Annotated in this window: 22 protein-coding genes; 18 read left to right on the forward strand and 4 right to left on the reverse strand. The window is 51.6% G+C overall.

The features are described 5' to 3' along the window. Window positions 1-3: 3 nt before the first annotated feature. The 14 genes from ACO0LD_RS28130 (at window position 4) to prmC (ending at window position 15,706) form a co-directional block, all read left to right on the forward strand. On the forward strand, window positions 4-1,392 hold the full coding sequence (locus ACO0LD_RS28130) for an LLM class flavin-dependent oxidoreductase (RefSeq protein ID WP_423012214.1): 1,389 nt from the start codon (window positions 4-6) through the stop codon (window positions 1,390-1,392). A gap of 44 nt (window positions 1,393-1,436) precedes the next feature. Further along, a complete protein-coding gene (locus ACO0LD_RS28135; protein ID WP_423012216.1) occupies window positions 1,437-2,423 on the forward strand; it encodes an aliphatic sulfonate ABC transporter substrate-binding protein in 987 nt (328 codons plus the stop codon). Between the two features lie 22 nt (window positions 2,424-2,445). Next, window positions 2,446-3,285: an ABC transporter permease gene (locus ACO0LD_RS28140; protein WP_423012218.1), complete on the forward strand. Its 840-nt coding sequence runs from the start codon at window positions 2,446-2,448 to the stop codon at window positions 3,283-3,285. A gap of 1 nt (window position 3,286) precedes the next feature. Then, complete coding sequence (locus ACO0LD_RS28145; protein WP_423012220.1) at window positions 3,287-4,057, forward strand: ABC transporter ATP-binding protein; 771 nt, start codon at window positions 3,287-3,289, stop codon at window positions 4,055-4,057. 358 nt (window positions 4,058-4,415) lie between these two features. After that, entirely contained in the window at window positions 4,416-5,192 is a 777-nt protein-coding gene (gene minC, locus ACO0LD_RS28150; RefSeq protein ID WP_423012222.1) for a septum site-determining protein MinC, read from the forward strand. Window positions 5,193-5,237: 45 nt separating this feature from the next. Further along, window positions 5,238-6,053, forward strand: a complete 816-nt coding sequence (gene minD, locus ACO0LD_RS28155; protein WP_423012224.1) for a septum site-determining protein MinD — start codon at window positions 5,238-5,240, stop codon at window positions 6,051-6,053. Between the two features lies 1 nt (window position 6,054). Then, entirely contained in the window at window positions 6,055-6,318 is a 264-nt protein-coding gene (minE, locus tag ACO0LD_RS28160; RefSeq protein ID WP_423012226.1) for a cell division topological specificity factor MinE, read from the forward strand. A gap of 240 nt (window positions 6,319-6,558) precedes the next feature. Continuing rightward, entirely contained in the window at window positions 6,559-7,251 is a 693-nt protein-coding gene (locus ACO0LD_RS28165) for a response regulator transcription factor (protein ID WP_162043428.1), read from the forward strand. Window positions 7,252-7,308: 57 nt separating this feature from the next. Then, window positions 7,309-9,027 carry a FecR domain-containing protein gene (locus tag ACO0LD_RS28170; protein ID WP_423012228.1) on the forward strand — a complete coding sequence of 573 codons (1,719 nt, stop codon included), beginning with the start codon at window positions 7,309-7,311 and terminating at the stop codon, window positions 9,025-9,027. A gap of 55 nt (window positions 9,028-9,082) precedes the next feature. After that, entirely contained in the window at window positions 9,083-11,488 is a 2,406-nt protein-coding gene (locus tag ACO0LD_RS28175; RefSeq protein ID WP_423012230.1) for a CHASE2 domain-containing protein, read from the forward strand. 171 nt (window positions 11,489-11,659) lie between these two features. After that, a complete protein-coding gene (gene hemA / locus ACO0LD_RS28180; RefSeq protein ID WP_423012232.1) occupies window positions 11,660-12,940 on the forward strand; it encodes a glutamyl-tRNA reductase in 1,281 nt (426 codons plus the stop codon). Between the two features lie 154 nt (window positions 12,941-13,094). Further along, window positions 13,095-14,174: a peptide chain release factor 1 gene (gene prfA, locus ACO0LD_RS28185; protein WP_423012234.1), complete on the forward strand. Its 1,080-nt coding sequence runs from the start codon at window positions 13,095-13,097 to the stop codon at window positions 14,172-14,174. 183 nt (window positions 14,175-14,357) lie between these two features. Next, complete coding sequence (locus tag ACO0LD_RS28190) at window positions 14,358-14,864, forward strand: disulfide bond formation protein B (protein WP_423012236.1); 507 nt, start codon at window positions 14,358-14,360, stop codon at window positions 14,862-14,864. Beyond that, window positions 14,864-15,706 (forward strand): peptide chain release factor N(5)-glutamine methyltransferase, encoded by an 843-nt coding sequence (gene prmC, locus ACO0LD_RS28195; RefSeq protein ID WP_423012238.1) that lies wholly within the window; start codon window positions 14,864-14,866, stop codon window positions 15,704-15,706. Before ACO0LD_RS28190 ends, prmC begins: the two co-directional genes overlap by 1 nt. An 84-nt stretch (window positions 15,707-15,790) precedes the next feature. On the opposite strand, the gene ACO0LD_RS28200 is transcribed toward prmC, so the two are convergent. From ACO0LD_RS28200 to ACO0LD_RS28215, 4 genes are all read right to left on the reverse strand, one after another. Next, window positions 15,791-16,471, reverse strand: a complete 681-nt coding sequence (locus tag ACO0LD_RS28200; protein ID WP_423012240.1) for a phage tail protein — start codon at window positions 16,469-16,471, stop codon at window positions 15,791-15,793. Window positions 16,472-16,674: 203 nt separating this feature from the next. Beyond that, complete coding sequence (locus ACO0LD_RS28205; protein WP_423012242.1) at window positions 16,675-17,715, reverse strand: sulfotransferase; 1,041 nt, start codon at window positions 17,713-17,715, stop codon at window positions 16,675-16,677. 17 nt (window positions 17,716-17,732) lie between these two features. After that, window positions 17,733-18,452, reverse strand: a complete 720-nt coding sequence (locus ACO0LD_RS28210; protein ID WP_423012244.1) for an aspartyl/asparaginyl beta-hydroxylase domain-containing protein — start codon at window positions 18,450-18,452, stop codon at window positions 17,733-17,735. Next, complete coding sequence (locus ACO0LD_RS28215; protein WP_423012246.1) at window positions 18,439-19,014, reverse strand: GNAT family N-acetyltransferase; 576 nt, start codon at window positions 19,012-19,014, stop codon at window positions 18,439-18,441. The genes ACO0LD_RS28210 and ACO0LD_RS28215 overlap by 14 nt, the downstream gene beginning before the upstream one ends. Window positions 19,015-19,103: 89 nt before the next feature. On the opposite strand from ACO0LD_RS28215, the gene ACO0LD_RS28220 reads away from it, so the two are divergent. The 4 genes from ACO0LD_RS28220 to ACO0LD_RS28235 all read left to right on the forward strand — a co-directional run. After that, on the forward strand, window positions 19,104-19,433 hold the full coding sequence (locus ACO0LD_RS28220) for a DUF6916 family protein (RefSeq protein WP_423012248.1): 330 nt from the start codon (window positions 19,104-19,106) through the stop codon (window positions 19,431-19,433). Window positions 19,434-19,779: 346 nt separating this feature from the next. Next, entirely contained in the window at window positions 19,780-20,340 is a 561-nt protein-coding gene (cysC, locus tag ACO0LD_RS28225; protein ID WP_423012250.1) for an adenylyl-sulfate kinase, read from the forward strand. A gap of 7 nt (window positions 20,341-20,347) precedes the next feature. Continuing rightward, window positions 20,348-21,196: a sulfotransferase gene (locus ACO0LD_RS28230; RefSeq protein ID WP_423012252.1), complete on the forward strand. Its 849-nt coding sequence runs from the start codon at window positions 20,348-20,350 to the stop codon at window positions 21,194-21,196. Window positions 21,197-21,198: 2 nt separating this feature from the next. Further along, on the forward strand, window positions 21,199-25,696 hold a 4,498-nt coding region (locus tag ACO0LD_RS28235), incomplete at its 3' end, for a DUF4347 domain-containing protein (RefSeq protein WP_423012254.1).

The raw sequence follows: 25,696 nt of genomic DNA on the forward strand, positions 1-25,696 counted from the left end.
AGTATGAGTAAAAAACTTATCCGCTTCAATGCTTTTCAGATGAACACTGTCGGGCATCAATCGCCCGGCATGTGGCGTCATCCCAGAGATAATAGCCATCGCTACACCAGTGCCGAGCATTGGACAGAGTTGGCACGCCTGCTGGAAGAAGGCTTGTTTGATGCAATTTTTCTGGCAGATGTGCTGGGTGTATATGACGTCTATGCAGGGGATACTGATGCAGCATTGCGCCACGCAATACAGGTGCCGCTGAATGATCCATTGGCACTGGTGCCAATGATGGCCAGCGTCACCAGGCATCTGGGTTTTGGCGTGACTTGCGCACTGACCTATGAACACCCTTATACCTTTGCACGACGCATCTCTACGCTGGATCATCTGACACAGGGGCGCATAGGCTGGAATATCGTAACCGGCTATCTGGATAGTGCTGCCCGTAACCTGGGCCTGCAAAAACAACTGAGCCATGACGAGCGTTATGACCTGGCGGATGAGTACATGGAAGTGGTTTATAAGTTATGGGAAAAAAGCTGGGATGAACAGGCTGTGGTGCGCGACAAGGAACGTGGCATCTATACCGACCCGGCGCACGTGCATGCCATACATCATCATGGAAAATATTACAGCGTGCCCGGCATACATTTGTCTGAGCCTTCACCGCAAAGAACCCCTCTGTTGTTCCAGGCGGGTAATTCCGCGCGCGGCACAGCCTTTGCGGCGCAGCATGCAGAATGCACTTTCGTCAGCGGCCCCAGCAAGCAGGTAGTTAAACGCTATGTTGATGACACACGTGCGGCATTGAAAACTGCCGGGCGTGAAGCTGGCGATGTGTATATCTATGCACAGGCACTGATCATCACTGCAGAAAACAGCGAAGCTGCAAAAGCAAAATATCAGGACTATCGCCAGTACATCGATATTGATGCTTCACTGGCTTTATTGTCTGGCTGGACAGGTGTGGATTTCTCGAGGTTGCCGCTGGATGCGACTATCGACTACATAGAGTCTGAAGCGGGCCGCTCTGCGCTGGCCTCATTCAGCTCTGCAGATCCTGGCAAGAAATGGACAGTGCGCGAAGCCGCAGAATTTATCGCCCTCGGTGGCCGTGGGCCGGTGATTGTTGGTGATGCAAGGGAAGTGGCTGATCAACTCGAAGCATGGCTGGATGAAACCGGCATTGATGGCTTTAACCTGACTTTCGCCCTGGCGCATGAAACCATCAGGGATGTGGTGAAATTCATCGTACCGGAATTGCAGGCGCGTGGCCGTTACAAGACCAACTATAGCGATGGCACTTTGCGCCAGCAGTTATTCCAGCGCGGCTCACGTCTGCCAGAAAATCATATAGGCAGGAATACGCATATCCACAATCCGCTGGCTGATGCAGCCTAAAAAATCGCATCCAAAAAAACACAATAACATTATCGGGAAACGTCATGAAACGCCGCCACTTTCTACAACTATCTACTGTCGCTGCAACTACTGGCATTGCGAGCTTGCCATCACTCGTTCATGCTGCATCACCGCTCAAAGAATTGCGACTGGACTATGCCTATTACTCACCGACCAGCCTGGTGTTGCGCCGCTTTGGCTGGCTGGAAGAAGAGTTCAAAGCAGACGGCACAAATATCAAATGGGTGCTCAGTGCGGGCAGTAACCGCGCATTGGAATACCTGAATGCCAATAGCCTGGATATAGGTTCCACGGCTGGTCTGGCAGCTTTGCTGGCCAAGGCCAATGGCAACCCGATCAAGACACCGTATATTTTTTCACGTCCTGAATGGACAGCATTGGTAGTGCGCAAGGATTCTGCGATACGCACTTTAGCCGATTTAAAAGGAAAGAAAGTCGCCGCTACCAAGGGCACTGATCCTTATCTGTTCTTGCTGCGCGCCTTGAAGACTGCGGGCCTGAAACGTTCAGACATTGAACATGTCAGCCTGCAACATGCCGATGGCCGGGCTGCGCTGGAACAAGGCAAGGTAGATGCCTGGGCCGGGCTTGACCCGCATATGGCAGCCAGTGAACTGGAGGCCAACTCGCGCCTGATTTATCGCAACGTCGCTTTCAATACTTATGGTTTTTTGAATGTGCGTGAAGAATTCCTCAATAATCATGGTCCAGAAGTGACACGTGTATTGCGTGCTTACGAAAAAGCCAGGGCATGGATACGTACTAACCCGACTGAAGCGGCAAAAATCCTGTCTGAAGAAGCCAAGGTCAGTTTGCCGGTGGCCTTGTTGCAAATCAAATTGCGCAGTGACTTCAGCAATGCACTGCCATCGAATGAACATATACAGGCCTTGCAGGTAGCCGCGCCTATTTTGCAGGATGAAGGTCTGGTGAAACCGGGCATTGATCTGAACCGTACCATACTCGACCTCATTGATACCCGCTTTGCCCAGAAGCTGATCACGGTGTAATCCAGGCTAGCGAACCAGTATCATGCCATCGACCAGCGCCACCATTACTGCGAATACGCCTGCCAAGACTATCACGACCAGCAGGCAGCGCCCTGTCATGCCACGTTTCTTGTTGGGCTTGATACTGCCCTTCGCCTTGATCCTGCTGGCAGAAATCAGTGTCAGCCGTGGCTGGATCGCGGCCAATCACTTGCCTGCTCCCAGCGAGATTTTCAACACCATTGTTCACCTCGCGCAGCAAGGCTTGCTGGCACATATAGGCATAAGCAGCGCAAGAGTGGCGGCAGGTTTTATCGCTGGCGCTGGCCTGGCCATCGTCACCGGTTCACTGGTGGGTTTGAGTAGTCGTCTGGAGGCGATACTTGACCCCAGTTTCCAGGCTTTGCGTGCGATACCTTCCCTGGCCTGGGTACCTTTGCTCTTGCTGTGGCTGGGCATAGATGAAGCGCCCAAACTGGTCTTGATCGCCATCGGTGCTTTCTTCCCTGTGTATATGGGTGTGGTATCGGGCATACGCGGAGTGGACCGGCGTCTCATAGAAGTGGGCAAGTTGTACCACTTGTCTACCGCCGACACGATCAGGCGCATACTCTTGCCTGCCGCCTTGCCAGCCATTATCACCGGCTTGCGCAATGGCCTCAGCCTGGCCTGGATGTTCATGGTGGCGGCAGAGCTGATTGCTGCCAGTCAGGGCCTGGGTTATCTATTGACAGATGGTCGTGAAACCAGCCGTGCCGATATCGTGCTGGCGGCGATTGCCATACTCGCGGTACTCGGCAAAAGCAGCGACTGGCTCATGCAAAAGCTGGAAACGCATTTGCTGGCCTGGCGTGATACTTACCAGCCAGGAAATGGGGCCTGAAATGTCTAAATTCTTTGCACCTTTATTGCAAATCCAGGTAACCAAAAAATCCTATGGCACACGTCAGATACTTAAAAATCTGCAACTGAGCGTGCAACAAGGTGAAATCCTCAGCCTGATCGGTGCCAGTGGCTGTGGCAAGAGCACCCTGCTGTCCATCATTGCAGGGCTGGATGGCAATTTTGAAGGACAAATCAGCCTGGATGGTAACAAGCTGCAGGGCGTCAGCCGCGACATAGGTTTTATCTTCCAGGAACCACGCTTGTTCCCCTGGCTGACGGTGGCGCAGAATATTGCTTTCGACAGCGAAGACGCCAGCCGCGACCAGCCTAAAGTTGCCAGGCTATTGGCGGAGGTTGGCATGCATGGCTATGAGAATGCCCTGCCCAAGCAATTATCGGGCGGCCAGGCACAGCGGGTGGCAATTGCCCGTGGCTTATTCTCCAGCCCAAAAATCCTGTTACTGGATGAACCTTTTTCTGCAGTAGATGCCTTCACCCGCATGAAGTTGCAGGATTTGCTGATCAATATCGCCAGCAAACATGGACTGACCATCATCCTGGTAAGCCATGATATTGATGAAGCCCTGTATCTGAGTGATCGTGTCGTACTCATGGAGCAACAAACGAATCAACATACGAATCACCAGACAGCGAGCATCAGGCAAGAATTTGCAGTATTGCAGGAAAGGCCACGCAAGCGGTCGCATACGGCTTTGTCAGCGATGAAAATTAATATCCTGGAAAGCTTGCACGAAGCACATGCTTTTTAAGTGGATTGAAGTGTAGCGATATCAGTTTTTGTAGCTTTGTAAAATAAAAAGTGCATAATTTTGCAATCCTGCCCGCCTATTGGTAGGATTAGTCCTTTTCATGCTTGCCACAATTGGTACATGAATATAATGCTGACATAGGAGAATGTAATTATTCCTCCTGTGCAAGTATTTGGGTAATAAGAACCTGTTTGCGATCTGTAGCGAGCGTGCGTCAGCGGGGTGAAGAGCAGCGCAAAAAGCGGAATGTACTCTAGTACATGAGCATTTTGAGCAGCACATGAGCCCCGATCACGCTCGCGCAGTAAGATCGGAAATAGGTTTTAAGCAGATTTACCACTATTTTTTTTTGGATGCCATGCAAAACAGCCTGACGCGCAAGCCTATCGAAATCAAGATTTCTACTGTTGTTGCTGTTGCAATTTTGCTGCATGACTCCGCTTTTCCTGTGCTGGAAGCAGCATTGAAGGAAATGACTGCGGGTTCGCCTGACTTTTTTGATGATGAATTTGCTGTCATTGATGTGGAAGCCATTACTGAACAGGCGCTGGACTGGAATGCGCTGATCCCACTGTTCAAGTCGCATGGCCTGAACCCGGTTGCCGTGCGCCATGCGCGTGAAGAGGATCATGCCACCATACGCTCGCACGGTCTGAGTATAGATGTGGTCAGCAAACCCAGGGCAGAGCCTGAACTTAAGCTTGAAACTCCAGTTGAACAGCAGCCAGCACCTGTAGAGGTGGTGCCGGCCCCGGCACCCGTTGCAGTTGAACCACAAGTCATCATCCGCAATATGCCCGCCATGGTGATCGACACTCCCGTGCGTGCTGGCCAGCGTATCTATGCACGCGGAGCTGACCTGATCATTACCGCCTCGGTAAATAACGGGGCTGAAGTGATTGCCGATGGCAGCATCCATATTTATGCGCCTTTGCGTGGCCGTGCCCTGGCCGGGGCGACTGGTAACACCCAGGCCAGGATTTTTGCCCTGACCATGGAACCTGAACTAGTTTCCATCGCCGGGATTTACCGTACCTTTGAGAACGGTTTCCCACCGTTACAGCCTCACCATGCAGTTCAAGTTAAACTGAATGGTGACAGTATTGAAGTATCATCAGTGAAATCAGCAGGCTGACGCCCTCAATTTTCAGTATCTTCGGATAGATAAAAGGAGTTATTTGTGGCAAGAATCATCGTTGTGACATCCGGTAAGGGCGGCGTAGGCAAGACCACTTCCAGTGCCAGTTTTTCTTCTGGCCTGGCCATGCGTGGGCATAAAACCGCCGTGCTGGATTTTGACGTGGGTTTGCGTAATCTTGACCTCATCATGGGCTGTGAACGCCGTGTCGTGTATGACCTGGTGAATGTCATCAGCGGTGAAGCGACGCTGAACCAGGCCCTGATCAAGGACAAGCACTGCGATAATTTGTATATTTTGCCCGCCTCACAAACCCGCGACAAAGACGCCCTGACTGAAGAAGGTGTAGAGCGCGTACTGAATGACCTGATCAAGATGGATTTTGAATTTATCGTCTGCGATTCGCCTGCCGGTATTGAGCGCGGTGCCGTCATGGCGCTGACTTTTGCCGATGAAGCCATCGTCGTGACCAATCCAGAAGTCTCATCCGTCAGGGATTCTGACCGTATCCTGGGGATCATCCAGGCCAAGTCCAAGCGTGCCCAGGCAGGCGGAGAGCCGGTCAAGGAGCATCTGCTGATCACCCGTTACTCACCAAAACGGGTAGAAGCTGGCGAAATGTTGTCTTATGTAGATGTGCAAGAAATCTTGCGCATCCCGTTGATTGGTGTTATTCCTGAATCGGAAGCGGTGTTACATGCTTCCAATCAAGGTAATCCGGCTATTCACATGAAGGGTAGTGACGTGTCGGACGCTTATGAAGACGTAGTTTCACGCTTCCTGGGCACAGAAGTTCCCTTGCGTTTCATCACTTACGAAAAACCGGGGCTGCTGCAACGCATTTTCGGAGGCAAATAATATGGCTCTGCTTTCATTTTTATTTAATACCAAACCCAAAACCGCCAATATGGCGAAGGAACGCCTGCAAATCATCATTGCACGCGAACGCTCGGGCCGTGATGGTTATGATTTCTTACCGGCATTGCGCGAAGAACTGATCGCCGTGATTTCCAAATACACCAAAGTCAATCCAGAAGACATTAAAGTTTCCCTGGATAAACAGGGTAATCTGGAAGTGCTGGACGTGAATGTTGTTTTACCGGAACTTGAGTTGCGCAGTTAGGTCTATATAGATATAGCAGGTATAGAGACTGCATGGTCTTGCGGATACAGGCGATGTAGGCAGTGAATTTATCAAAAAATTAACAAAATCAGCAATTGTCGCTTTCTATTACCGGAAGTTTGTAACAAGAAGTAATTTGTGTTTTATTCACATTTTTTCACAATTACTTATTTTTTCACTTGCTTTCGATATAATGGAAGATATTCCACTTTATTTGCCGAACATCAACGGTAACATCCCATGAGAATCGCTGTACTTGACGACGACAATAACTTGCTCGAATTGGTCTGCACCATATTGAATGCAGCCGGTCATACGACTCACCCTTTCCTTAGTGGGAAAGAGATGCTGCATCAACTGCGCAGGGAGAGTTATGACATGCTGATACTCGACTGGCAAGTTCCAGACCTGAGCGGTACCGAGATTTTGCACTGGGTGCGGGAGAAACTCTCGCCTACGCTGCCGGTCCTGTTCATGACCAGCCGCTCTGGCGAAGACGATATCGTGGCTGGCCTGGCGGCTGGTGCCGATGATTACATGATCAAACCGATACGCCGCAGTGAAATGGTGGCGCGGGTACAGGCCTTGTTGCGCCGTGCCTACCCTACCCAGGCAGCGTCTGAACATCTGCAATTTGGCATCTACAAATTTGAAACCCGCGCAGGTCGCGTCAGTGTCAATGATGTGCCTGTGGAAATGACGCAGAAAGAATTTGACCTGGCCCTGCTGCTGTTCCGCAACCTTGGTCGCCCGCTGTCGCGCGCCTATATACTGGAAGCAGTATGGTCACGTGATGTGGATATCCCATCGCGTACCATGGACACGCATATCTCCAGAGTGCGTAGCAAGCTGGAATTGCGACCGGAAAACGGCTACCGCCTGGCGCCCGTCTATAGTTACGGTTACCGCCTGGAACAAATGACACCAGAATAAACACCTCCGGGGCAGCCAAGGCTGCCCCGGAAAGCTTTTCCCAACAAGGAGTCCCGCATGAGACTAAGCGCCCCCACACTCTTGCGACAAATACCATACTGCATGTTATTGAGCCTGGCGCTGGCAACACCTGTGAGTGTTTTCGCCAATCCAGCACCGGCCAACGCAAGTACATCAGGTACACCGGGCAGTTTCATCAATACCCCGCCAGACATGACTTATTTCGCCCTGCAAGGCGATACTTTGACATCAATAGCCAAACGCTACACTGACAAGACCACCAACTGGCCCATATTGGGCAAGCGTAACAAGATAGCTAATGACAGGGCTATCCCCATAGGTACAGCGATACTGATACCACTGGAATTGTTGCCTGAAGAGCCCAGTGAAGCCAAGGTGATTGCCATGACCGGCAACCCAGCCTATAAGGCGGCAGATGGTACAGTTGGCACGCTGGCACTGGGTAGCATCTTGAAAGAAGGCGCGCAGATCAGTACCGATAAAAATGGTTTCCTGACCATGGCCTTGCCGGATGAATCGCGCATTTCCATCCCATCGAACAGTAATGTCAGCCTCTCCAAGCTACGCAAGACCAAGTACACGGCCAGCCCGCGTACTGAGGTGACCTTATTGCAGGGCAAGGTAGAGTCACGTGTATCGTCGCTGGTCAGCAACAAGGGCCGCTTTGAAGTGCGCACCAATCTGGCAGTCGCGGGTGTGCGTGGTACCAATTTCCGCGTTGGTGTCAATGAAGACGGTATCGCCAATGAGGTGCTGGAAGGCGGCGTAGCAGTCAATAACACCGTCGCCAAAAAGACGGATGAACTTGTGCTGACAGCTGGCAAGGGTAATATCATTTCTGCATCAGGCATAGGCAAGGCCGTGGATTTGCTGCCACCACCCAAATTGAATGACAGCTACTTGCTGCAAGAGCGCCCTACCTTGCAATTCCAGGTCGAAGCCAGCCCTGAAGCTGCAGGTTATCGTGTGCAAATTGCGCAAGACAAAGACATCATCAACGTGCTGGCAGAAAACCGCTACAAGGACAACCGCTTCAAGTTTGATGGCTTCGCTGATGGCAATTATTTTGTACGCATCACCGCCATCGACAAACTGGGCTTGGAAGGTCTGCCACTGGTGAAGGCCGTGACTTTAAAAGCGCGCCCGGAACCACCGTTCACGGTACAGCCTAAAAACAAGACTAGGGCCGAGCGTCTGGATTTTGCCTGGACGGAAGCCAGCAATGCCCAAACTTATCACTTGCAAGTCGCCAAAGATGCAGAATTCAAAAACCTGCTCGTCGATAAGCCGGGCTTGAAAGATGTGCAGTTCAGTGCCGAGCGTCCTGCCGAGGGTGAGTATTTCTGGCATGTCGCCACGATAGCGCAAAAAGATGGCAAGCCAGATCATGGGCCATACAGCGATGCGCAGAAATTTCTGGTCTTGCCAGTCACCAGCCTGGCACCACCGGACGAAGGTAATGGCAATCAATTGTCATTTAGCTGGGCGTCTGAGCCGGGACAAAAATTCCTGATACAGATCAGTACGGATGCTGAATTCAAGAAGCTGTTCTTGAGCAAGGAACTCGACAAGGCTGAACTGAAAATCAACCGGCCTGATGCGGGTACCTATTTCATCCGCGTCCGTTCCAGTGACCCGGACGGCTATGTCAGCCCCTTCTCGTCTACCCAGAAAATCACGCTGCAACAGCGCTGGACCAGTGGTGACGGCTCGGCCATACAGAGTGGCAACGGCCCTGTCGGCACCAATTATTGATACAATCACATCAAGAAAAGATCACGATACGCTAAGAAAAAGATAGCAGCACAATATGAAAAACAGCCACTTGCAGGTAGAACGTATTGCACTACGGGAGTGGCTGGTTCTCAGTATCCTCATCCTCTTCTTCACTGCTGGCCTGCTGTACTACAAGACCCTGGAACGCTCTGACCTGGTCTTGTACGACAGGCTGATGCAGCTCAATTCCCGCCCGGCACGGGACGACATCATCATTGTTGGCATAGACAGCCACAGCCTCAGCGAACTCGGCAAATGGCCATGGCCGCGCTTGCGCCACGCTGAACTGATCAAACAAATCAGCGCTGCCCAGCCTGTGGCCATAGGCATGGACTTTGTCTTCACTGAGGCCGAAGAACGTAATGACCAGGCACAAAATGGCGACCAGCAACTGGCTGAGGCAATGGTGCGCAGCAATAATGTGGTCTTGCCCCTGATCTCGGAAAATGCGGGCAAGGGCCTGACAACGGTACGCCCCATCCCCTTGCTGGCAAGTGCTGCGCGTCAACTGGCGCATATCAATCTGGAGCTGGACAAGGATGGCGTGGTGCGCAGCGTATTCCTGCGCGAGGGCATGAATGGTGAATGGTGGCCGCATTTTGCGCTGGCAATGGCCGATGTCGCGGGCAAGATTGCCCCCGGCACTGAAACTGACTTGCCAGGCGAACGCCTGTCCGCCACCTTGCGCAATGCGCCGCCTGAGCCTGGCACCTGGCAGCGAGATTACCTTTTGCACATCCCTTTCGCTGGCAGCAGTGGGCATTTCCGTTCCGTACCTTATGTCAGTGTCTTGCGTGGCGAAGTACCTGCCGATTTTTTCAAGAACAAGTATGTGCTGGTCGGCCCCACGGCCAGTGCCATGGCCGACTCATTCCCTACCCCTGTATCCGGCAACGAGGGCATGATTTCCGGCGTCGAGATCAATGCCAATATTCTCGCTGCCCTGCTGGATCAGCGCAGCATACATGCGGCACCCAAGGCATATCTGTACCTGCTCAATCTGCTGGCAGTGGCAGTCGCGCTGACGGCATATCAAATGCTGTCGCCGCGCAAAGCCCTGATGGCAACTGCGGTGGTGGCTGTGATCACCATGCTGGGTAGCTGGGCCATGCTGCGCTATGCTGGTTATTGGGCGGCCCCGACTGCCGCGCTATTAGGCTTGATCATCGCTTACCCCTTGTGGAGCTGGCGCCGGCTGGAAGCAGCGATACGCTTCCTGGCAGAAGAATTCAGGATACTCGACAAGGAACCGCATCTCTTGCCAGAGTTTATCGATGAAGATGATGAGCAACCGGCACGCGCCCTGACCGATACCCTGGAACAAAGCATCAATGCCATGCGTGAAGCAGTCGACCGGGTGCGCGACTTGCGCCAGTTTGTCAGCGACAGTCTGTCCAGCCTGCCCGACGCAACCATGGTCACCACCACGGATGGCAATGTCTTGCTGACGAATCAGCCTGCCCTCGATTATTTTGCTGGCATAGGTATGCCCAAGGTCAATGATGCGCTGGTGCCTTATTTGTTTGCCAAGATGTCGCCCCCGCAAAATGGGGAATCTGGCCCGGATTCCGCCTTTAGCTGGTGGGATTTGCTCGACATCAAACATACCAGGACCATGTCGCAAGGCATAGAAGTGCGCGACCCGCAGGGTAAGGATTTGCTGATCAAGAGCGCCCCAAGTTATAACGGCGAAAAACAACTGGTGGGCTGGATAGTCAGTCTCATTGATATCACCAGCGTGCGTGCGGCTGAGCGCAGTCGTGATGAAACCCTGCATTTCATTTCTCATGATATGCGCGCCCCGCAGGCATCGATACTGGCCTTGCTGGAATTGCAAAGAGACAGCAGCACCGCCCTGCCTGCCGAAGAATTCATGGCACGCATAGAAAGAGCTTCACGTTCCACCCTGGGTCTGGCAGATAATTTTGTACAACTGGCCCAGGCAGAGTCGCAGAATTATCGCTATGAAGAAGCTGACTTCCAGGACATCTTGCTGGTGGCGACGGAAGAAATGTGGTCACTGGCGCGCAGCAAGAATATCCTCATACAAACCAGGATACAGGATGAAGAATTCCCTGTGCTGGTAGACAACTCGCTGATGACCAGGGTACTCACGAATTTGCTGTCAAATGCCATCAAATACAGCCCCAAGGACACCACTATCACTTGTTCACTGGTACGTGAGCAGCGGCTGGCCGATTCCATCATTGTCTGCTCCATCACTGATCAGGGTTATGGCATTACCCACGCCGACCAGGCCAGGCTGTTCCAGCGCTTCCAGCGCTTCAGGACTAATGAGCAACCCAAGAATGATGGCATAGGCCTGGGCATGGTCTTCGTCAAGGCTGTGCTGGACAGGCATCAGGCAACGATAGATTTCACCAGCGTACCGAATGAGGGCACGACTTTCAATGTCCGCATCCCAGCCGATCTGGATTAAGCCAATTATCTTGGTGGTAAGCAATTAAATAAGTTTTGACATATTTAATGTTGTAAAAAAGGCATATTTTTACGCTGTAGCCTTCCTTGATATGCATCAAACACCAGCGCTCAGGAAAATGCTGATGCAACGCGCTATAATGGAGGCTTACATCCCGCCACAATTAATTGCATGCAACTGTCTGCCGTTGGCCTCAACCACACGACCGCGCCGCTGTCCTTGCGCGAAAAGGTCGCCTTCTCGCCTGAGCAAATATCTCAGGCGGTAGTGGCTGCGCGTGCATGGTTTGGCCGCGATGACAATGTGGCAAGGCATGGCAATGAGGCTGCAATCCTGTCAACCTGCAACCGCACAGAACTCTACGCAGCCTGTGCTGGTGCCAATGCCATTGATTCTACCGCGCATTTCCTGGCGGATTTTCATAAGCTGTCTTACACAGATTTACGCCCGCATTTGTATACCCTGCCGCAAGACAATGCGGTAAGGCATGCCTTTCGCGTTGCCTCTGGCCTGGATTCCATGGTCATCGGCGAGCCGCAAATCCTGGGGCAAATGAAAGATGCAGTACGCCAGGCAGAAGCTGCCGGTGGTCTGGGCACTTATCTGCACCAGATGTTCCAGCGTAGCTTTGCTGTCGCGAAGGAAGTACGCACTACCACAGAGATAGGCGCGCACAGTGTCTCCATGGCCGCGGCTGCGGTGCGTTTGTCGCAACGTATTTTCGACAAGATATCTGAGCAGCATGTCCTGTTCATTGGTGCTGGCGAGATGATAGAGTTGTGCGCGACCCATTTTGCTGCACAAAACCCAAAATCGCTGACGATAGCCAACCGCACGCTGGAACGTGGCGAGGCACTGGCCCACCGCTTCAGCGGCAAGGCTATACGGCTGGCAGACTTGCCGCAACAACTGGCGCAATTCGATATCATCGTTTCCTGCACTGCCTCCTCCCTGCCCATCATCGGCCTGGGTCTGGTGGAACGTGTGGTCAAGGCGCGTAAACACCGCCCTATCTTCATGGTCGATCTGGCTGTGCCACGCGATATAGAACCTGAAGTCGCCAAGCTCGATGACGTGTTTTTGTATACCGTTGATGACCTGGGTACTGTCGTGCAAACCGGCCTGGAAAATCGCCAGGCCGCCGTTGCGCAGGCTGAGGCCATCATAGAAACCCGCGTGCAATCCTTCATGCACTGGGTGGATGGCCGCGCTGTAGTACCGGTAATACAGGACTTGCATGAAAGCAGTGAGCAATTACGGCTGATAGAACTGGAACGTGCACGCAAGATGCTGGCACGTGGCGACGATATAGACGCCGTGCTCGAAGCCCTGTCCAAGGGCATCACCGCCAAATTCCTGCATGGCCCGCAACAGGCCTTGCATCAAGCCAGCGGCGATGAACGCGCCCGCCTGGCAACACTGTTACCTCAATTATTCCGCACCAAGCGTTAGCGATTCGCTACGCTGCTGGCCTGTCCGCTTAAGCGCGGGTTATCTGTCCGCTTAAGTATCCAGGCACATTTCATCTGGGTCACACTGACCCGCCCCACCATTAGCACCATTAGCCTTATTCGCATCTATCGCTATACAGCAAAAAGAGTACATCATGAAACCATCAATGCTACACAAGCTCGACCAGCTTGCCGAACGCCTGGACGAAGTCGGCCACCTGCTCATGCAGGAAGGTGCCACCAATGACATGGACAGCTACCGCAAACTGAATCGCGAGCATGCCGAACTAGACCCGCTGGTCGCGCTGTACAACAATTACAAACAAGCCCAGGCCGATATCGCCGAAGCCGAGCTCATGCTCAGCGACCCGGACATGAAAGCCTTTGCCCAGGACGAAATCGAAGCCGCCAAGAACACCATGCAAACACTGGAAAGTGATTTGCAAACCATGCTGCTGCCCAAAGACCCGAATGACGAGCGCAATATCCTCATGGAAATCCGTGCTGGCACGGGTGGTGATGAAGCCGCCCTGTTTGCTGGCGACTTGCTGCGCATGTATATGCGTTTTGCTGAGCGCAACCGCTGGCAGACCGAGATCATGTCCGAATCCGCATCCGAGCTGGGCGGCTATAAAGAGGTCATCGTCCGCCTGGCTGGCCAGGGCGTATATTCCAAACTCAAATTTGAATCTGGCGGCCACCGTGTGCAACGTGTGCCTGCAACAGAAACCCAGGGCCGCATCCATACATCAGCCTGTACCGTTGCCGTCATGCCCGAGGCAGACGAGCTGGCGGACGTGATCATCAATAATGCCGACCTGCGCATAGACACCTTCCGTGCCAGTGGTGCCGGTGGCCAGCATATCAACAAGACCGATTCTGCCGTGCGCCTGACCCATATCCCTACCGGCATCGTGGTGGAATGCCAGGATGGCCGCAGCCAGCATCAGAACAAGGCACAAGCCATGCGCGTGCTGGCAACCCGCATCATGGATGGCCAGTTGCGCGAGAAGCAGGCCAAGGAAGCCGCAACCCGCAAGAGCCTGATAGGCTCCGGTGACCGCAGTGAGCGCATACGCACTTACAATTATCCGCAGGGCCGCATGACGGATCACCGCATCAACCTGACCCTGTACAAACTGGATTTCATCATGGATGGCGAGCTGACAGAGTTGACGACCGCGCTGGTAGCAGAACATCAGGCCGAGCTGCTGGCTGAGCTGGGTGATGATTGAAGGGATGACTAATAAGTATGACTAATAGGCATATCGATAAGGCAAAACCAGCTTTCGCGTAAAATCAACAGTATTTGATTGCGCAATTGCATGAAACTGTCGGATACTCGCTGCCACTATCCTGCGATACAGAACTAAAACGCCAGGATTACGTCCAATAACAATTCTTTCATCGCGTTCACCATGAATCTGTCGAAAAAACTTTTGCTGTCGATTGCCCTTACCTGCATAGGCTTGCTGGCGGCTGCCATGTATCTGCAAATCGTAGAAAAAATGCTGCCTTGTCCGTATTGCGTATTCCAGCGCTACGCCTTTGCCCTGGTCGCGGTTTTTTGCCTGATAGCAGTTGCCAACGATGGCATCATCCATCGTCTCACGACGGGCATGGCTATGTTATCTGCCTTGATTGGCCTGGGTGCTGCAGGCAAGCATTTCTGGATACTTGAACACCCTGCCCTGTCTTGCGGCATAGACCCGCTGGAAACTGGCTTGAACAGTTTCTTCCTGGCGCAATGGTGGCCAGCCATGTTCAGGGCTGATGGCCTGTGTGAAACACCTTATCCACCTACCCTGGGCTTGTCACTGCCAGCATGGGCCGGGATATTCTTTATATTATTTAGCCTGACGCTGCTGGTGCTGCTGATACGCAACCAAAAAACCAAGCGCGGCATGTTCGGCCCATCACGCTAATGCTGGACTGGCTACAGCCCGGTATCACCCTGGCTGCTTGTGAAAACGCCAGCCCGCTGGAACGCATAGACACCCGCCTGCTGCTCATGCATGGCCTGGGCCTGACGCGCATACAACTGATCACGCAATCCGAACTGGTACTCAATACAGAACAACTCGCCATCATGGACGAGTTGTTCAGCCGTCGCATCCAGGGCGAACCAATTGCCTACATCGTGCAAGAGCGTGAGTTCTTTGGCCTGAATTTCCATGTCACGCCGGATGTGCTGATCCCCCGTCCTGATACTGAATTGCTGGTGGAACTGGCTTTGCAATATGCCCCCGCCAATTCAAGCTTGCTGGACATGGGCACGGGTTCAGGTGCGATTGCTGTCGCCATCGCACATCAAAGACCAGACTTGCAAGTAACAGCACTGGATGTCAGCCCTGCAGCTTTGGCAGTCGCGCAAGAAAATGCCAGACGCCATTTGCCTGCAAATAAAATCGAGTTTTTCTGCAGCGACTGGTATGCCGTTCTGGCAGAAAAAAAATTCCATACCATCGTCAGCAATCCGCCTTATATCGTGGTCAATGATGCTCATTTACAACAGGGTGACTTACGTTTTGAACCCATCAATGCCCTGACTGACCATGCTGATGGCTTGTCTGCCTATCGTCAGATCATAGGCCAGGCACATTTACACTTGCAATCAGATGGCTGGATCTTGCTGGAGCATGGTTATGATCAGGCAGAAGCTGTACGTGGTGTATTGATGAAAAATCATTTTGCCGAAGTACAAAGCTGGCGGGATCTGGCGGGGATAGAAAGAGTTTCAGGCGGCAAACTCCTGACGAAAATGTAATTGCAGACCTGAAGCAAGCATCAATACAGACATAAAAAAATGGCGCAATTTATCCTTGCGCCATTTTTCTTAAGCAAGCAAAGCTTAGTTCCTGGATGGGAATATGCCTTCCATCGCAATGATGTAGTTCAAACCAAGGTAAGGCTGCATGATGGTGTTGGTTGATGTCGTGGTCACTGGGAATGCTGTAGCTGTACCGCTACCTGTATTTGCATTCGTCACTGTACCTGTGCCAGCTATTACTGTTGCAACTCCACCCAAAGCTACCGGGGCGGTTGGCGCTGTAGCTGCAGGCAAGTAAATAGCTGCGGCAAGACCTGAGCCAGTTGCCGTGCTTGTCAAACCACCATTGGTTGCTACAGCAGCAACGCCACCATTGGTTCCTGTACCAACATTCACGGTTGTAGTAGCCGACAAGCCACTCAAGTTCAATGTTGCTGTATGTGTATGCGCAGGCAAATTCGCCTCTGTCAACGTCACACTGCCAGTGCCAGTGCCAATGGCAGTTACATTGTTAGTACCAGCTTTTTCACCTTGCTGCACATTCGCTATGCCAGGACCTGCCCCTTGAGAGCCAACAACAACGCGGCCGCGCAGGTCGGGAATGCCAAATGTGTTTTGTCCATCACCACCATACATGGTGCCCAGCAGGGCAAACATGGCGGAGTTCTGGGCAATAGAAATAGTCTGCCCATTACAGAACAGCCAGCCACGTGGGGGATAATTAAAGCCTACGGCCAATACGGTACCCATAAATGCATCCATTGCATACTCCAATTCAAGTTATCGTTTAAATAGGGATTGTGCTATCTAGTCTCTTCTGTCTCCAACCCTAATTAAGGGATCTGAATTCAGAGCTTTCATCAATGGCTTTCATATGCAAACAAACAAGCAATTTCAAAAAAAGCAAACCAATTCTACAACCCTTGTACAAAAAATACACTGCAAATTTTTCATCATCATGTCACTTAACAAATTTTAACTTTCACGCGTAAATGCTCTAGTTGACTATACTTTTCCTCGCAGAGCCGTAAAAAAGCGAAACTGGCCTTTGCTATCAGCTTCTGCTCAGGCTGGGGATCACCAGTAAAATTGATGTTCCTGTGCTTGGAATGCAGGCCTGAGCGTGCTTTCAGCTTCGATAATGCCTGTGCATCACAATCAAGCTGGAACAGGCTCAACAAGTCTTCCCACAGTACGCCTGGCAATTGCAGGTAATTCAACAGTATCAAATCAGCAGTCAATGCATGTTCAAGACCGACCGCAAACATGCTTGAAAGCATGCTTGCCGCATAAGCATCAAAATCTGCTGCAGCAATAGTTGGCTCATCCGCTGACTCCGCTGCTTTCAGACGTGAGGTATTGAGCAGGCCAGGTATCATCTGCGGCCCGCGCTGGCGCTGGTGTGATGCCAAAACAGCTTGCGGTTCACGGTATAAAAAGATGATGGGAATATCTGGATAGGCCGCGCGTACAAAAGTCAGCCAGGGCAAATGCCAGCTATCGAATTTGACAAAAAAATGACTTTCTTCTGGCAAGCGTTTTTGCCCCAATGCTGAAATCAAATACTGGAAAATACTTGTCGCGTCTTGCAATTCAGGATGTGCATGATAGTAGCGAAAAAAAGCATCGATGACTGGTGGCTCCGACATCACTATGCATTGCGGCAACGATGCCAGCATTTGCGTCAGCAAGGTAGAACCACAGCGTGACACATGAAAGATAAAGGCAGTTGGTGGCACTTGCGGCATGCTGCCAAGTCGCTCAGGCAAACTAGCCAGCGGGGTCAGGCAAAGCTGCCTTTGTTCGCGGCTTTGCTGGTTCAGGGTATCGAGAAAAAAAGACTCCAGGAATCTGGCCTCTCCAAGATGACGCCAGCATAGACTAGCCCTTGCAGCATCGATTGCTACCGGGTACCAGCCCAGCATAGCCGGCAAATGATCTGCATCAATCTGCTGGCCACGCAACAAAGCTCTTTCTTCGGCTGCGAAGCCGGGTTTGATGTCCATGCGATACATTTCCGTATTCAGTTTGGCAGTGCTTGTCCCAGTCGGATGGCCTCAAGGCGGCGGGCAATTTGCAAGCCCGCGCTTTGTCCATTGGCACGCAGCATGGCAATGATTTCCAGCACATTGCCGTCATGAATAGCCGGGTCATCATATTTTGGCTTCGGCCTGGCGATCCAGCCCGCATCTACAAACACCTGTTCCAGCCAGGGATTGCTGACGCAATCTATCATCAAATGTACCCTGGCCTGAGTACCCGGATTCACCACCCCATGCAAGCAGGCAGCATTCAGATACCAGGTATCTCCCGCCGAAAAATGCACTTCCTCGCCATCAATTTTGAACAGCACATCAGGGGTGGTCGTAATCGGGATATGCAGGCGGGTAATACCATCTTCCAGCGAAGTACCATCGTCCCTGTGTTCTTTGATGATGCCCCCGCCTTCCAGCGACATCAGCCGCACAGAAGTTTTTTCACATTGAAAAGAGTCCACCACTTCACGCAAATACGGGCAACTTTGCATGAGTGCCGTATCCTGAAAATTACCTTCGTTCACAGGCATGATGTGATCGATACGGCCATCAACCGCACGCAAGGGCAGGCAAGTCCAGTTGTTGACATAGGCATTGGTATTGAAATGCCTGATCCATTCTGAAGCTTCGAGCTGTTGCAGTTCGGCACGCAAGCGAGATAAGTCAAAACTAAATGGCAGCTTCAGGTAGCGGCTAGGCAGTGGCATCGAACTGCCCTTGTTTTGTTATGCTGCTCACCAAGGTGCTGGCTGGCAATATGTCTATCAATGTATCTGACTCTGCTGTCGCATTGCCGCGCCAGTACATTTGCTCAAACAAGGCATCGGCACTATGCACAACAAAGCCTGACTGTAGATACAATCCACGCGCCGCAAAATTGGTTTGTTCAACTGCCAGGCTGACACCCTTGCCCTGGCTTTGCGCATCAGCCTGCATCGCCAGCAAAATTGCTTTGGCGATACCCCTGCGTTGCGCAGCGGGAATAATCGCAATATCCACCAGACGTACATCATTGCTGCCTGTGTCGATAATGACACGCCCGACTGGCTGGCCCGCATCTTCAATGAGCCAGTGCCCGGCGTCGGGATAGTTCATCCTGATCCCCTCCATTTGCACATGCTGTTGCATTTTGATCATTTGCGCTATGAAAGCTGCGTCCATGGGCATTTGTTGCAAATCCTCACGGCGGCTGGCGTATAAGACGTCCAGGAAAGCCTGATCATCGTCATTGACTTTACGCAACGCCAGTGCAGCAGGTAATTTATACACAAGCACTCCCAAGCTGGTTAAAATAACATGCTTGTCATCCTGCCTATGCTTGTGTTTTCTTGCAAGTGAAACTTTTCATCGCTCAGATCATGTCCATTACCCTAGAACAAGTCCAGCCCCTCATCGGCAACAAGTTTCAACTCGAAACCTCGAATGGCATCACTCATCTGGAACTGGTAGAAGCTGAGGAACGACCACGTCGTGGCGTGCCTGAATCTTTCCGCACGCCTTTGTTATTGATTTTTGCGGGCTCTTCTACACGGCCACTTGCACAAGATAATTATTTCATCGAACACCCTGCACTGGGCAAGCACGTCTGGACTATCGCGCCCACCTTGGCAGACCATGCCAAGGGGCAGTATCAACGTCCGCATGAAGACGGTGGCACTTGCGTTTACTACCAGGTTTTCTTCAATTAATTTCCGCGGTAACAAGATTTTTCTTGTTGTCTGTACGACATTCAAATTTTTCATCTATTTTGCTTAATTAGTTAGCAGTTTTTTTGTTACATTTGCACGCAAAAAAAGTTTTCAATGTTAATATCGCAGTTAATTTTTTAACATTTAATAATTTATCTTCTTGATTTATCAAGGTAAATTGCAAATCGGAAATATTGGCATGTCAAAATAAGTGACGGCATGGATGTCTGTTGCAATGGTCACAATGACTACAACGCTCAATTAAACAGCCCTGGCTGATTTCTGATCTGTTTCGTATCGGGTTTCTGCTTAGTCCCGATTTTTTTAGCTTATCGTTGGTGTGCGGATGCCTGGAAGTAATCAAACAGAAAGCAGTTCTGAACTTGCTGCAAACAAAGTCAAAACCTGGTGGCTAAGTGGTCTGCCCGGCGCGGGGAAAACGACACTTGCGCAAAACCTCGCCATGCATCTGCGCGAACTGTCTATCCCGGTATGCGTACTCGATGGCGATGAAATAAGGCAGGGTTTATCAAAGGATCTGGGCTTTAGCCTGGCTGACCGCGAAGAGCAAGGCCGCAGGACGGCTGAAGTCGCCCGCTTGCTCAATTTGAACGGCATTTCTGCGATTGTTGCTCTGGTTTCTCCCAGCATGCGCGGACGGGCTTTGGCGCGCGGCATCATTGGCCACGACAAATTCGTAGAGGCCTATATCTCAACACCTTTACACATCTGCGAACAACGCGATCCCAAAGGCTGGTATGCAAAAGCAAAACAAAATCCCGCTTTGCAATTGACTGGTATCTCTGCGCCTTATGAAGCACCTACTGCGGCTGAATGCGTGATCGATACCAGCCAAACCGAATTAGCAGTTGCCATCCAACGACTCTTTTCTTTCCTGAAAGCATAAACACTGCATGGCACAAGCTACCTACCATTTCATCTCTGGCTTGCCTCGTTCTGGCTCTACTTTATTGGCCGCTTTGTTACTGCAAAATCCGCGTTTTCATGCCGGGATGACCAGTCCTGTTGGTACTTTATATACCAGCATGTTGCATCAGTTTGGCGCAGGCACGGAATTTGGCCCAGTGATTACCAAGGCCGAGCGCAAGCGTCTGGTACGTGGCCTGTTCGATTCTTATTATGCTGAACACACTGATAAAAGCGTGGTGTTTGATACCAACCGCATGTGGACGGCACATCTGCCGATGCTGATGGACCAGTTCCCCGGTTCCAAAGTGATTGCCTGTGTGCGTAATGTCGCCTGGGTCATGGATAGCATAGAGCGCAAATATGCGGCTGATCCATATGAAATAACCCGTCTCTTCAATGACGACAATGAGCGCGCTACTGTTTATAGCCGGGTAGAAACCCTGGCCCTGCGTAACCGCATGGTGGGTTATCCCTGGGCTGCCTTGAAGAGTGCTTTTTACAGTGAACACGCTGGCTCCATGCTGCTCATCGATTACGACTTGCTGGCACAGGCACCACAAAAAGTGCTGCCGCTGATTTATGACTTCATCGGCGCTGAACCCTTTGAGCATGATTTCCAGAATATCCAGTATGACGCACCTGAGTTTGACGCCCCCTTAGGCATGCGTGGCCTGCACAAGGTCAGGCCAGAAGTCAGCTTTCAGGAACGCGATACCATACTCCCTCCCGATTTGTTTCAGCAATATAGCCAGCTATCGTTCTGGAAAGATACGACAGGTAGCCGCGCCAATGTAATCACCGCCAAATTTGTTCCGACTGCGACAGGAAATTGATCATGATCCCAACTACCAATACACTGACTAATCAAGCACAAGATAATGATCATGTCGCCACCCCGGTGACGCCGCTTCCCCCTGTGATGCAGGCTGCTGCGCCTGCGCCTATACCTGCACCGGCCCAGGTAGGCCCGCATGAGGTAGTGTTTGTTGATACAACGCTGCAAAACTGGCAAAGCCTGGTTGGCAATCTCAAACCCGGCACTGAAGTGATTACGCTTGATCCGCTGAAGAACGGCGTACAGCAAATGGCCGATGCGCTGCAAGGCAAGGCCGATATTACTGCTGTTCACATCGTATCGCATGGTGGTGAGGGTTATCTGGTCATGGGTAATACCATGCTGTCCTCATTTAACATGACTGATTATCAGGCCAGCCTGGCAACCATACATAAGGCATTGGCACCTGGAGCAGATATTTTGCTGTATGGCTGCGATGTCGCCAAAGGTGATGCAGGTGCCAGCTTTGTCAATCAACTGGCAAAAGCAACGGGTGCAGATGTGGCAGCATCGACCAATGACACAGGTGTGCATGGTGACTGGGCACTGGAATACCATAGTGGCGCGGTAGAAACCACCACCATCGCAGCTCAGCAATATCAATACGACCTGGCAACCATCAAGGTCACCAATCTGAACGATAGTGGCGCTGGTTCTTTGCGCGCTGCTATTGCATCTGCCACGGGCAATGCCACGGCCGATACCATCGTTTTTGATCCGGCATTATTCGCAAGTGGCGCAGCAACTTTGACATTAACTACTGGCGAAATAAATGTTGCTGCTTCAGCCAGCAATGCCGACGCCTTAACCATCATTGGCGCTGGTGAAAATTTATTGACAATCAGTGGCAACAATAACTCAAGGATATTTGCCGCCTATGGAGGAGGCGATACCTCGCCATTGACACTTTCTGGCATGACACTCACTAATGGCAAGGGCACCAATGCGGATTCAGGTTATGGCGGCGGTGCATTGACGTTTCAGAATTCAGGCTCTTTAACTCTGGATCACGTAGTCATTACTAATAGCATAGCAACAAGACAAGGAGCTGGACTTCTCTTCTCTGACACCAACAGTATTTTAACGGTCAGTAACAGCACGATTTCAAATAACACATCAAGCGCTTCTGATTCTAGCGGAAATGGTGGGGGGGCTTATGTTTCAGGTCAACAAATCATTATCAGCAACACTACTATTAGTGGCAATTCTGGCAATAGCTTGGGTAGGTACGGTGGCGGGATTTCGGTTGCGTCATCCACTAGCGCCACATTAACAAATGTGACCATCGCCAATAACTCGACAGGCAGAGCTGCAGATGCAGGTGCTGCAGGTGGGGGCGGTATCTCAATCGCTGGTGCTGGAACCACGACAATATTAAATTCAACTATAGTTGGAAATTCATTTACTGGTGGAAATGTTGCAACCAGCGGTGGAGGCGGTGTCTATGTAAGAGCGAACACTGGCGCAGTTACGATAAAAAACACGATCATCGCCAATAACACGAGCACGAATGCTTCGACGAATGATACTGACGCTTTTATTGGAGCCAACTCCACCTTGTCTGGCAGCAACAATATTGTTTTGACTGCAATAGGCGCCAGTGGAACTAATTCTCTGACGGGAACAATCACCACATTGGGCAGCGCTTTAGGTTCACTGGCATTTAACGGTGGCGCAGTTAAAACCGTAGCCATTGCAACTGGTAGCACTGCAATCAGCGCTGGCACAACCACAGGTGCGCCCACTACTGATGCACGTGGTGCCGGACGTGGCGGTACAGTAGATATAGGTGCTTACGAATTCAGTGATAACAACACCTTCAATTTTGCTGGTGTAGTATCGCCCAATACTGGCGCCATTGACGTGCCATCGAATTACAATCTCGTGATTGAATTCGGTACTGCAGTCACAGCCGTTGCGGCCAAGAACATTATTATTTACCGTCAGTCTGACAATGCCGTACTTGAAACCATCGCGGCAAATGATGGCGCCAAAGTGACCTTCAGTGCTGGCACAGGTGGTGCCAACAGCAAGGTCACCATTAACCCAACCGCCACGTTTGCAGGTAATACTGGCTATTACGTCTTAATTGACAGCGGTGCCTTCCAGGATGGTGGCAGCAATACCTATAACGGCATCAGTGCAAATTCAACTTGGGCGTTTACCTCAATAGCCATCCCAACCAGCATTACCAGTGCCACCTACGATGCCAGCACAGGTGTTCTGGTCGTCACCGGCACAGACATGACCACTGGCGACACCATCGATGTCACCAAACTGAGCCTGACAGGCCAGGCTGGTTCTTACACTTTGACAGCCGCCACCAGTAATACAACCGCTACCAGTGCCACCTCTTTCACGGTCACACTGGGCGCAGCCGACAAGATCGCTGTCAATGGCATACTGAATAAAAATGGTACCTCTGCCGAAGATACCACTACGTTTAATCTGTCAGGAGCTGCGAACTGGGATGCCACAGCCAATTCCGACCCAGATACTACCGGTAACGGCATTACCGTCTCGAACGTTACGGCACCGACGATCACCTCTGCCTCCTACGACGCTGCAACAGGTATCCTGTCTGTCACAGGCACGGGCCTGGTGAGAACCATAGGCGTGACCAATGATATTACAGTCAATAAACTTCGCATCGTTGGTGAAGGGGGAACAGGACGGACACTGGTCATTTCCAGCAATGTTGAGATTACAGATGGCACCACTTTTTCTGTTCAGTTAAGTGGCAATGACAGGATTATTGTTGATAGTTTGCTCAACAAAAACGGCGCGACGTCGACGAGTGGATCAACATATAATGTGGTCGCATTTGACGACTGGAACAGCCGCATCACGAATGGCGATATTTCTGACGCCACCAACCCGCTGACTGTGTCGAATGTACCTGTACCAACTATCACGTCGGCTACCTATACCTATAATGGCACTACCGGGACACTGGTTGTCACCGGCACAGGTTTCCTGCAGCTCACTGGGGCAAACAATGATATCGTCGCGAATAAATTCACGCTGACTGGTGAAGGCGGTAGCACTTATACCCTGACCGACACCAGCAATGTCGATATCGCCTCCACTAGTAATACACAATTTACTCTGGTCCTGAGCGCTACCGATATTTCAGGCGTCAATCAGATCATCAACAAAAACGGTGCCAGCTCCACCGGTGGCACTACCTATAACCTGGCCGCAGCAGAAAACTGGACAGCAGGTGCTGATGCTGCGGTCGTCGATGCCGACCTGACTGGCAACGGCATCACCGCCACGATTACGGCACCTGTTGTCACCTCAGCCACTTACGATGCCAGCACTGGCACACTCGTGGTAACCGGTACCGGATTTACTCATCGTGCAGGCGCTACCAACGATATTATCGCTAATAAGTTTACGCTGACTGGACAAGGTGGCAGCACCTATGCACTGACTGATACGGCTAACGTAGAAATCACTTCTGACACCAGCTTCACTCTCGTGCTGTCCGCCACCGACAAAGCTGGCTTGCGCATCCTGCTCAATAATAATGGTACGCAGTCAGCAGGCGGCACGACTTACAATCTGGCTGCGGCGGATGATTGGGCCAACGGTGCAGATGCAACGCTCAACATCGCCGATCTGGCAGGCAATGGCATTACCGTATCGAATGTGGTTTCACCTGCCATCACATCGGCCACTTACGACGCCAGCACGGGCATATTGTCCGTCACCGGCACCAATATGCTGACGGGTGATGCGATTGATGTGTCCAAACTATCACTCACAGGCGAGGGCGGCGCTTACACCCTGACTGCTGCCACTCCCAATCCTACCGCTAGTAGTGCCACCTCTTTCACGCTAACACTCGGAGCCGCTGATAAAATCGCTGTCAATGGCATACTCAATAAGAATGGTACGACTGCTGTTGATACTACAAGCTTTAATCTCGCTGCCGCGACTGGTTGGGATAGCACAGTCAATGCCCCCGCTGACCTGATCGGCAATGGCGTCACTGTATCAAACGTTACAGCCCCAACCATCACGTCTGCGACTTATAACGGCACAACGCATGCCTTTGTCATCACAGGTACCAACCTGGTACAAACCATTGGTGCCACCAACGACATTACTATTTCCAAACTGACGATTACCGGTGAAGGTGGTGCCACACGCACATTGAGCACCACAGGCAATGTCGAAATCACGTCAGACACCAGCTTCACCTTCACCCTGGCTGGCGCAGATATAGCCGCAGTCGATAGCCTGCTCAATAAGAACGGCACATCCTCCGCCAGCAGTTCCACCACCTATAATCTTGCTGCTGCCGACGACTGGAACAGCGCCATCACCGGTGGCAACATCCAGGACCTGACTGGCAACGGCATCACCGTCTCCAATGCTGTGCCTAGCATTTTAAGCTCGACTTACGATGCGGCGACTGGCATCCTGTCCGTGTCTGCCGTCAACATCGTGAATGGCGATACCATTGATGTCACCAAATTAAGTCTGACTG

It is taken from the genome of Undibacterium sp. Ji83W (genome assembly GCF_049340385.1).
GTDB lineage: Bacteria > Pseudomonadota > Gammaproteobacteria > Burkholderiales > Burkholderiaceae_D > Undibacterium.